This is a genomic window from Polaromonas sp. P1_E3 (assembly GCF_056405935.1).
The window spans coordinates 1-8,730 of record NZ_JBFUBD010000110.1 but is presented as its reverse complement, the minus strand read 5'-3'; the positions used below and the strand labels follow the sequence as shown (position 1 = coordinate 8,730).

At 62.3% G+C, this 8,730-nt stretch carries 11 protein-coding genes; 5 read left to right on the top strand and 6 right to left on the bottom strand.

Going from position 1 to position 8,730, the window contains the following annotated elements; translation table 11 throughout:
- Positions 1–36 precede the first annotated feature (36 nt).
- The 3 genes from AC1D0Z_RS12700 to AC1D0Z_RS12690 all read right to left on the bottom strand — a co-directional run bounded on the left by AC1D0Z_RS12700 (position 37) and on the right by AC1D0Z_RS12690 (position 1,230).
- Complete coding sequence (locus tag AC1D0Z_RS12700; RefSeq protein WP_477658601.1) at positions 37–291, bottom strand: hypothetical protein; 255 nt, start codon at positions 289–291, stop codon at positions 37–39.
- Positions 292–306: 15 nt separating this feature from the next.
- A complete protein-coding gene (locus AC1D0Z_RS12695) occupies positions 307–711 on the bottom strand; it encodes a DUF3224 domain-containing protein (protein WP_477658600.1) in 405 nt (134 codons plus the stop codon).
- 90 nt (positions 712–801) lie between these two features.
- The gene (locus tag AC1D0Z_RS12690; RefSeq protein WP_477658599.1) at positions 802–1,230 is read right to left on the bottom strand and encodes a VOC family protein; all 429 of its coding nucleotides are present in this window, start codon (positions 1,228–1,230) and stop codon (positions 802–804) included.
- Positions 1,231–1,507: 277 nt separating this feature from the next.
- On the opposite strand from AC1D0Z_RS12690, the gene AC1D0Z_RS12685 reads away from it, so the two are divergent.
- Positions 1,508–2,710, top strand: a complete 1,203-nt coding sequence (locus AC1D0Z_RS12685; protein WP_477658602.1) for a Y-family DNA polymerase — start codon at positions 1,508–1,510, stop codon at positions 2,708–2,710.
- Positions 2,711–2,732: 22 nt separating this feature from the next.
- Here the strand turns inward: AC1D0Z_RS12685 and AC1D0Z_RS12680 are convergent, their stop codons facing one another.
- Positions 2,733–3,251 (bottom strand): DUF1569 domain-containing protein, encoded by a 519-nt coding sequence (locus tag AC1D0Z_RS12680; protein WP_477658598.1) that lies wholly within the window; start codon positions 3,249–3,251, stop codon positions 2,733–2,735.
- Positions 3,252–3,563: 312 nt separating this feature from the next.
- Between AC1D0Z_RS12680 and AC1D0Z_RS12675 the strand changes: the two genes are divergently transcribed.
- Positions 3,564–4,808: a DNA topoisomerase IB gene (locus AC1D0Z_RS12675; RefSeq protein WP_477658597.1), complete on the top strand. Its 1,245-nt coding sequence runs from the start codon at positions 3,564–3,566 to the stop codon at positions 4,806–4,808.
- A 63-nt stretch (positions 4,809–4,871) separates the two neighbouring features.
- On the opposite strand, the gene AC1D0Z_RS12670 is transcribed toward AC1D0Z_RS12675, so the two are convergent.
- Entirely contained in the window at positions 4,872–5,309 is a 438-nt protein-coding gene (locus AC1D0Z_RS12670) for a c-type cytochrome (protein WP_477658596.1), read from the bottom strand.
- Between the two features lie 849 nt (positions 5,310–6,158).
- Here AC1D0Z_RS12670 and AC1D0Z_RS12665 point away from each other — a divergent pair.
- Genes AC1D0Z_RS12665 through AC1D0Z_RS12655 form a run of 3 tightly spaced genes read left to right on the top strand, consistent with a single transcriptional unit; the run spans position 6,159 to position 8,236 of the window.
- Positions 6,159–7,076 carry a DUF3034 family protein gene (locus tag AC1D0Z_RS12665; protein WP_477658595.1) on the top strand — a complete coding sequence of 306 codons (918 nt, stop codon included), beginning with the start codon at positions 6,159–6,161 and terminating at the stop codon, positions 7,074–7,076.
- A 36-nt stretch (positions 7,077–7,112) separates the two neighbouring features.
- Complete coding sequence (locus tag AC1D0Z_RS12660) at positions 7,113–7,571, top strand: group I truncated hemoglobin (protein WP_477658594.1); 459 nt, start codon at positions 7,113–7,115, stop codon at positions 7,569–7,571.
- Positions 7,568–8,236 carry a cupredoxin domain-containing protein gene (locus tag AC1D0Z_RS12655; protein WP_477658593.1) on the top strand — a complete coding sequence of 223 codons (669 nt, stop codon included), beginning with the start codon at positions 7,568–7,570 and terminating at the stop codon, positions 8,234–8,236. Before AC1D0Z_RS12660 ends, AC1D0Z_RS12655 begins: the two co-directional genes overlap by 4 nt.
- 28 nt (positions 8,237–8,264) lie before the next feature.
- Here AC1D0Z_RS12655 and AC1D0Z_RS12650 read toward each other — a convergent pair.
- Positions 8,265–8,730: hypothetical protein (locus tag AC1D0Z_RS12650; protein WP_477658592.1), on the bottom strand; the 466-nt coding region annotated here is incomplete at its 5' end.

The following is an 8,730-nucleotide window of genomic DNA, read 5'->3' as shown; positions in this document are numbered from 1 at the left end:
TTTCAATGTTGGGTGGGCTGCGGCCTTCATGGTCGCTCAATACCCCAACGGAAACCACACACCGCGTTGCGTCACCACACCCATATTGGGCCGCACGTGGTTCTCGTCCAGCGTGCTGACATCAACATCCGCAATCACAGAGGAAGCGGGCAACGATTGCGCAAACACCCGGTCTTTGAGTATTTGAAGCGCATCGTCATAGGTATAAGCCGTTACGCCGCAGCCGACGTTCAATATGGAAAAGGGCGGGAGGTCTTCGAAAGAAAACCAGAACCGATGAAGTTGAGGCATGACTATTTCGCTATCTCAAGCCTGAAGCGATATCTCATACTCCATCACATATGAATGCTTGCCGTCAGCAATCTGGATGGTGAGCGTTCCACTTAAGCCAGTCAACTCATCGGTGCCTGAATCAGGCACCACGCTCACCGTCAACTGCGGCGCACCACGGTTCATGGTGCCGCTGTGCTGCAGCACAAAGCTGCCGCTTTTCCCGTGCAGCGTGCCTGTCACGCGTTCCATCGCGACGTAGCCTGCCGAGCCTTTGACTGCCGTGCCGGCGCTCAGCATCTCGCCCTGGCTGGTGGCCTGCAGGTCGCCGCTGAAGGTCTTGTTGATGGATAGGCGGCCCATCAGGGGCCCGGCGTCCGCATTCGCCAGGGGCTGGGGCACGAGATTGACGTCAAAACTTCCGGCAGCGTGAGAGGGCATGGCATTCACTTTCAAGGGATGTGCAGTGCCGGCCATGATGCCAGAGCGCGATCACTGGCCTTCGCTGGGCATGATGCCGGCGCTGACGAGTCAGACAGCCCAGGGATCGTAGCTCCCGAAATTCCAGATATGGCCCTCCGGGTCGCGGCAGGAGTAGCCTCGCCCGCCGTAATCTTCATCCTTGATGTCGATCACGATGACGGCTCCCGCAGCAATGGCCTGCCTGTAGTGAGCATCCACGTCCTGAACCTGGATGTAAGCGCTTTGCGACCCGACGCAGCCGGACTCTGACGGTGACTTGACGAGCTGGTGGAAGTCGTTGTTGGTGGCGGAGCCGAGCATGATCATTCCATTGCCATAGACCAGTTGGGCATGTGCAATGGCGCCGTCCTTGTCGGGCACCACCAGGTGCTCCTGAAAACCGAAAGCGCGGCACAGCCATTTGACCGCCGCGGCACCGTCCCGATAACGCAGCGTGGGAATGATGGTTGCCCGGCTATTTTTCTGATCCTCGGTCATGGCAACGGCCTCCTTGGAAAAACCAGCCAACGGGCGGATGGCAAAAATAAGCAGATGGGCATGCCACCCCGCGTGATCACCCGTCTGGCGTGGATCCGAGTATTTATCAGGGCAATTTGTGTCCGCGTAAGGAACGGGGAAGAAGCGCCGTAAGCCCGGGCCTACCCTGCCGGGCGCCGGCCCTCCGCCACAACCTTTGCCTGCGCGCTATGCTTGCGAGGTGGCCCATTCACCCGTTTCATCTCCAGCCAAAATCCGCCGCATTGCCCACCTCGACATGGACGCGTTTTTTGCGTCCGTCGAGTTGCTGCGCTACCCGCAATTGAAGGGCCTGCCGGTCGTCATAGGCGGCGGCTGGCGCAAGGTTGACGAGGAGCTGCGGGCGGCGCAGGGCGAGCGGGCCTTGCGCTTCATTCCGGTGGAAAGTTTTCCGCTGCTCAAGGACTATGTGGGCCGCGGCGTTATCACCACCGCCACCTATGCAGCGCGGCAGTTCGGCGTGGGCTCGGCCATGGGCATGATGAAGGCCGCCAAGCTGTGCCCGCAGGCGATTGTGCTGCCGGTGGATTTCTCGGAAATCCGCAAATATTCGCAGCTCTTTAAAAGCACCATCACCGACATCGCACCGCTGATGCAGGACCGCGGCGTGGACGAGGTTTATATCGACTTCACCGATGTGCCCGGCGGCCAGCGTGAAGGCGGGCGTGTGCTCGCGCGGCTGATCCAGAAAGCGATTTTTGAAAAGACCGGCCTGACCTGCTCTGTCGGCGTGGCGCCCAACAAGCTGCTGGCCAAGATGGCGAGCGAGTTCAACAAGCCCAACGGCATTTCCATCATTTACGAAGCGGACCTGCAGGAAAAAATCTGGCCACTGCACGTGCGCAAGATCAACGGCATCGGCCCGAAGTCCGGCGACAAACTGGCGAAGCTGCACATTCACACCATCGGCGAGCTGGCCGCGCAAGACCCGGGCTGGCTGATCGACAACTTCGGCAAAGCCACCGGCGCCTGGATGCACGAGGCTGCCTGGGGCCGCGACGACCGACCGGTGGTCACCGAGAGCGAGCCCGTCAGCATGAGCCGCGAAACCACTTTTGACCGCGACCTGCACGCGGTGCGCGACAAGGCGACGCTGGGCGCCATCTTCACTGATTTGTGCGAGCGGCTGGGTGACGACCTGCAGCGCAAGGGTTACGTGGCCAAAACCATTGGCATCAAGCTGCGCTATGACGACTTCAAGATCGCGACACGCGACCAGACCTCAGAGACTTACACCGCAGACGGAAAGACCATCCGCCAGCTGGCGGGGCAGTGCCTCAAGCGGGTGCCGCTGGACAAAAAACTGCGCCTGCTGGGGGTTCGCGCTTCTACGCTGGCCAAGCCCGGCGAAGAGGGAATCTACGAGCAAAAAGTGCCTGCAGCCCGATCAGGGCGTGCGCAAGCGGCTCCTGAATCGATAGCAACCGACCAGCTCTTCTAACCAGCTCTTTTAACCGGTTCTTCTAGCGCGCTACCAGGACGATCTCATCCTGGTGGTTGGCGATATGGAAGGTGTGTGCGAGTGAAAAATCAGCCTTGCTGAGTGCGCCATAGGCAAAGTGCGGCTTGAGCGCGCCCTGGTGCCCGGCGAAGCGGGTAATGGCGGTGCGCAGCCGCGCCGACGCGGGGCGCCAGTCGCCTTCACGGCTGAGGGCCGCAGCACCCGGGATGGGCTCGCTCAGGCTGTGGCTCATTTGCCCGCGCCATTTGAAAAAGGCAAAGGCCGCGGCGCCGGCCGTGTTCTGGAACACCGCGCTTTTCGGCTGCGGAAAGCCGTCCAGGCTCATTTCCACGCTTTGCGCCATGTGCTCCAGCACCGACACCAGGGGCCATGGGCCGGTGGTTTTAACGCTGGCGGCCTGCTCGACCTTGTCGAGCCAGCGCAGGGCCTCATCCAGCGATTGGACTTTGGGCACATCAGCCATGGCAAATCCTCCGGTGGCAACCAGTGTGGTGGCGGCAAGAAAGTCGCGTCGTTTCATGGCTGCGATGGTACAGCCAGGGCCGCAGACCGGGGCCGAAGCATTGGCACTGTGGCGACACCACCGCCCCGTCCCCGCCGTGAAGATCAGAAGCCGGCAGGCTCATCAAACGGCTGAGTCCTACAGGTCCGGCGCTGTGGCTGTCTCCACAATGTCCCCCAGCGGTTTGCGGTCCGGCCAACGGGCCCATGCCACCACAAATGACTGATGAAAACCGGCTCCAGGCCAATGACAACGGGCGCAAGCAGCTATTGAATTTATAGCAAATATCCTCTCCAGCAACACCCCTCATACCCCTCACACCCATCCCCAATGCCAGGCGCACGCCCCACTCCACCTTCGACTAAAGCCCCGCCCAGCCTGCGAGGCACCGGCCTGGTGTATGTGAGCGACGACATGTCCGGGCTGGCCCGGCTGAAAAGCGGCAAGGGTTTTCGCTACCGCGACGCCGCAGGCCAATGGGTCAAGGACCCGGAAGAGATCCGGCGCATCCAGAAACTGGCGATTCCGCCGGCTTACAGCCGGGTCTGGATTTGCCCGCAGCCCAACGGCCACCTGCAAGCCACGGGCTACGACGCGCGGGGCCGCAAGCAGTACCGCTACCACCCCGACTGGCAGGCCCAGCGCAACGACAGCAAGTTCGAAAGACTGCGGGCTTTTGGCAAAACCCTGCCGCGCATACGTGCACGCGTGGCGCGCGACCTGATGCCGCACCGCAACCAGCCGGTCACGCGCAGCCTGGTGCTGGCGACCCTGGTGCGCCTGCTGGACACCACCTACGTGCGCGTCGGCAATGACGAGTACGCCCGGGAAAACGGATCCTACGGCCTGACCACCCTGCGCAACCCGCATGCCGGTGTGCGCGGCAAGACGCTGCAGCTGCGCTTTCGCGGCAAGAGCGGTGTGATGCAGGACCTGAAAGTCGACGACCCGAAAGTGGCCGCGGTGGTGCGGCGCTGCCAGCAGTTGCCGGGACAACTGCTGTTTCAGTACGAAGACGAAAAAGGTGAGCTGCGCGCTGTGGGTTCAGGTGACGTCAACGACTACCTGGCGGAGATCACGGCTCCATCCACAAGAAGCAGACATGCGTCGACACAAGTTCCCCATGGGGGGCAGGACGCTACACGCAGTGAGCAACCGTGGGGGCAACACTTCACCGCCAAGGACTTTCGCACCTGGCATGGCACGGTACAGGCGCTGGAACTGACCCGGCTGGCGTGCGGCGGCAGCAGCGGCAATGGCGCAGCCGGAGCAGCTGGCGCTTACAGCGCCAAGGCCGTCCTGCAGGAGGTAGCCCGCCTGCTGGGAAACACACCGGCCGTCTGCAAAAAATCGTATATCCACCCGGCTGTGCTGGCGTTGGGAAGCAGCTTGGCGCAGGATGCCGAGGCCATGAGCACCTTGTGGCCGCAACTGGAGTCCGGCAAGAAGATGCGCCGCCTCTACGCGGCCGAGCACCGGTTGCTGGCGTTTCTGGAGCGGCGCCACCGTGTACTGAAAGCGCAAACCGCGGCAGCCGGAAAGCAGCAGAAAAAAACGAAGAAACCTGCAGCATGAGCGTCTTCGGCACAGCCGCCGTGCGCGGCGCCTTGTCTCATGGCCGATGTCTCATGGCCAGTCTTACTTCAATGTAGCCAGGTAGGCAATCAGGTCGGCGCGTTCCGCTGCGCTTTCCACCTGGAAGCCCATGCGCTGGCCGGCCACCAGTTGTTCGGGGTCTTCCAGCCAGGCGTTGAGGGTTTGCGGTGTCCAGCGCAACCGGGACCGCGCCAGTTCGTCCGAATATTTGTACCCAGGCAGGCTACCCACGCGGCGGCCCACCACACCCCGGTGCGCCGGCCCAATCTTGTTGCTGTCTACCGCATGGCATGCCGTGCAGCGCGCTTGGTACAGGGCCATTCCGCGTGCGATGTCGCCCGGTGGCGGGCTGGTCCACTCCCGGGGTGGGGCTGGCTGGGCTTTCGCCGAAGTGAAGGTGATGCCTGCGGCGAGCAGGAGCATCGTGCAACCCGTTTTGACCAGCAAACGCAGGGGTGCGGGTGAAGAGTCAGTGGGCATTTATTCGACTCGCTTTTGAAACGTTAAGGAAAGCGGTGCACGGTGAGGTGCGACGCGGCTGGTGTGTGATACGCGGCTTTGTCACTCGTGGATTCACAGTGCTATCGGTAGATAGGATTTTTGAGTCGCGCTCTCCTCTTAAGGCTGCTGGCCGGGGGTTGCCCGGCGGCAAGTAACTTTCTTTTGCTTCGCCAAAAGAAAGTCACCAAAGAAAAGGCGACCCGCAGTCTGGGTCCTTACGCTTCGCTTCAGGMAACCTGCGCTGCTCGACTCCGGCGGCGGTCCGCAGAACTCGCCTTCGGCTCAAACAACTGCGGCCCGACCTTCCGCCTCCGTCTGCGCTGCTCGGCCCAGCCAGGACGGGGAAGTCCGAATTCGGGTACCGGAGTCAAAGACCAATACCAACAAGGACACGCCACGGCGTGTCCTTGATTCTTCGGTGTCCGATTTTGGTATTCCTTCCCCACCCCCTTGTGGATGCGCCGAGGAGCGGAGGTCCAGACGGATCAGGGCAAAAACTTGTTTGAGCCGAAGGCGAGTTGTTTTTGACCCCGGCTGGACCGAGCACCGCAGGTTGCCCGCAGCGAAGCGTAGGGACGCAGGAACCAGGGTCGCCTTTCTTTTGCTTACTTTTCTTTGGCGAAGCAAAGAAAAGTGAGTTGCATGCCGGGCAACCCCGGCCAGCAGCCCCCAGCAAAGACCACAAAGACCGAAAAAACCCCAAATCAGGCAATTCCCAAAAAAAGTTGAATCCAGTCCCCTCTACCTCCCGTATTCCAACCATCAAGCACCTTTATTCGAATCCCCTGCCCACCTTCCCCCACCCAGCCGACACCAAACCCCCAAACCATGCGCAAAATCTTCACCCCCCTCCCCCTGCTCGCAGGCCTGCTGATCAGCGCAGGCGCCCACGCCGACACCGGCAAGCTCCTCCTGACCGGTGGCGTCAGCACCATTGAAGGCGCGGCCGGCGGCGGCCTCACGCCCTGGGCCGTCATCGGCAGCAATGCCACGGCCGATGAGATCGGCGGCTCCGCCTATCTCACCCACGCAGGCACCACCGACTACGGGCTGAATGTGTACGGCGCGGCCGTCGGCATCCATGACCGTGTTGAGCTGTCGATCGCGCAGCAGGACTTCAACACCCGCGGTACCGGCACGGCGCTGGGCCTGCCCGGCCTGCACCTGAAGCAGACCATCGTTGGCGCAAAGGTACGTGTGCTGGGAGACGCCGTACTCGACAGCGACACGCTGATGCCGCAGGTGGCGGTGGGTGTGCAGTACAAGACGCTGGGCTCCACCGGGCTGGACACCACGCTCACCGCATTGGGCGCCAAACGCCACGGCGTGGATGTGTATGTCAGCGCCACCAAGCTCTTTCTCGGCCAGAGCGTGCTGGTCAACGGCACGCTGCGCGCCACCAAAGCCAACCAGAACGGCCTGCTGGGCTATGGCGCCACGCTGGGCGGCAATGAAGACAAATACACGCTGCAGCCGGAATTCTCGGTGGCCTGGCTGGTCAGCAAAAACGTGGCCATCGGTGCCGAATACCGCTTCATGCGCAACAGGCTCGAAGGCGCGGGCCGCGCGGCCGGCCTGGGCAACGGGCTGCGTTCTGAAGACTGGAAAGACATCTTTATTGCCTGGGCGCCCACCAAAAACCTCTCGCTCACCCTGGCTTATGTCGACCTGGGTGTGATCGTTCCGGCCACCACGGCCAGCCGAAAGCAAACCGGGTACTACCTCTCGGCCCAGGTCGCTTTTTGAGCCCGACGAACCCTACGACCATTCAAGGAACCGCCCATGAAAAACCCTTTTGTTTCTTTCGCCCTTGCAGCAGGCCTGTTGATGGCCGGTGCTGCATTTGCCCAGACGGCGCCCAAAGACGACCAGCTCTACAAGGCCTTCGGTGAAAAAGCCGGACTGGTGGCGCTGATGGACGACTTCATGGTCCGCTTGCTGGCCGACCCGCGCACCGGCCCGCATTTCAAGCCTGCCAACCAGCAGCGCGTGAAAGAGCAGCTGGTCGACCAGCTCTGCGCCCTGAGCGGCGGCCCCTGCGTATACAAGGGCGCAGACATGAAAAGTTCGCACGCCAACCTCGACATCAAGAAGTCGGACTTCCACGCGCTTGTGGAGGTGCTGCAGCAAAGCATGGACGCCAGGGGCATTCCTTTTCGCAAACAAAATGAAATGCTGGCGCTGCTGGCACCCATGAACCGCGACATCATCACGCCCCCGGAAACGGCGGCCAAGCCATGAAACAAGCACTCCAGCACACCGCCATCATCGCGCTCCTCGGCTTCAGCGCCGGGGCCTACGCCGGCAACCTCGTGGTGTCCGTGCTCGACAAGGACGGCAAACCGGTGCAGGACGCCGTGGTGGTGGTGGCGCCAGCCAACAAAAGCGCCGCGCCCAAAACGCCTCTGGCGGCGCAGGCCACGATCAGCCAGGAAAAGATGCAGTTCATCCCGGCAGTGACGGTGGTTGCCGTAGGGGCCAAAGTGAATTTCATCAACAACGACCCCTGGGACCACCACGTGCGCAGTTCGCCCGCGGGCATGGGCCAGTTCAGCGCCACGAATGCCGGCTTTGAGTTGCGGCTGGAAGGCAAACCCGACGGAAAGCCGGGCAAGTCGAGCGAGGTGACGCTGGACAGGGCCGGTGTCGTCGGGGCTACTTTGCTGGGGTGTTTCATCCACGGCTCCATGCGCGGCTACATCTACGCCAGTGAATCCCCGTGGGCTGCCAAAACCAGTTCGGAAGGCATCGCGACGTTTGAGGACCTGCCCGAAGGCGCCGCACAGCTGAAGGTCTGGCACCCCGACCAGCTGGTGGACATCGCGCCGCAGCAGGTGACGGTGGGCGCCGTGCTGGCCAAAAACGTCATGCAGCTCACGGTGGTGCCGCGGCGGCGCAAGTCCTGAGGATCTGCGGGTTCTTATCTGCGGGCTTTTATCGCCGGCTGTCGTCTTTTTGGGAATCCCGTTCCATCGGCTCCAGCGGTGCCAGGTCGGATGAATAAACACGGTCGCCGATTTGCATCGCCCGACCCTTTTCCCAGGCGGCTTCAAAAGCCGCGAGCTCTTCCGCCGTGGCGCGCTCAGCGCGCCGTACCGGTGGCGGCGAGGCGGCCGCCTCCGGAGCTGCGCGCAAAGGAACAGGCCGGCTGGCCCCGAAGCCCTGGATCTGCTCATTGACCTGCCAGTACACGCCGCTGACCAGAAGGTTGTAACGCGCCGCGGCATTTTTGGCTATGGCCGCACCCACCTCGACCAGCCGGGCGGGCCCGCCTTCCCGGCTGTCGAGGAAGTCGGTGGAAAGGTCCACCAGCACCAGGTATTGGTGGCCGCGCTTGTCATTGCGAACCACACGGAATTTGTAGCTGGCTGACAAAATTCCGTGGGCCTGCATCGTGACC

Excerpts from the sequence above, each read along its gene's own strand:
- AC1D0Z_RS12700 (WP_477658601.1), bottom strand. The coding sequence starts at position 291 with ATGCCTCAACTTCATCGGTTCTGGTTTTCTTTCGAAGACCTCCCGCCC.
- AC1D0Z_RS12695 (WP_477658600.1), bottom strand. The coding sequence starts at position 711 with ATGCCCTCTCACGCTGCCGGAAGTTTTGACGTCAATCTCGTGCCCCAG.
- AC1D0Z_RS12690 (WP_477658599.1), bottom strand. The coding sequence starts at position 1,230 with ATGACCGAGGATCAGAAAAATAGCCGGGCAACCATCATTCCCACGCTG.
- AC1D0Z_RS12685 (WP_477658602.1), top strand. The coding sequence starts at position 1,508 with ATGGACGCGTTTTTTGCGTCCGTCGAGTTGCTGCGCTACCCGCAATTG.
- AC1D0Z_RS12680 (WP_477658598.1), bottom strand. The coding sequence starts at position 3,251 with ATGAAACGACGCGACTTTCTTGCCGCCACCACACTGGTTGCCACCGGA.
- AC1D0Z_RS12675 (WP_477658597.1), top strand. The coding sequence starts at position 3,564 with ATGCCAGGCGCACGCCCCACTCCACCTTCGACTAAAGCCCCGCCCAGC.
- AC1D0Z_RS12670 (WP_477658596.1), bottom strand. The coding sequence starts at position 5,309 with ATGCCCACTGACTCTTCACCCGCACCCCTGCGTTTGCTGGTCAAAACG.
- AC1D0Z_RS12665 (WP_477658595.1), top strand. The coding sequence starts at position 6,159 with ATGCGCAAAATCTTCACCCCCCTCCCCCTGCTCGCAGGCCTGCTGATC.
- AC1D0Z_RS12660 (WP_477658594.1), top strand. The coding sequence starts at position 7,113 with ATGAAAAACCCTTTTGTTTCTTTCGCCCTTGCAGCAGGCCTGTTGATG.
- AC1D0Z_RS12655 (WP_477658593.1), top strand. The coding sequence starts at position 7,568 with ATGAAACAAGCACTCCAGCACACCGCCATCATCGCGCTCCTCGGCTTC.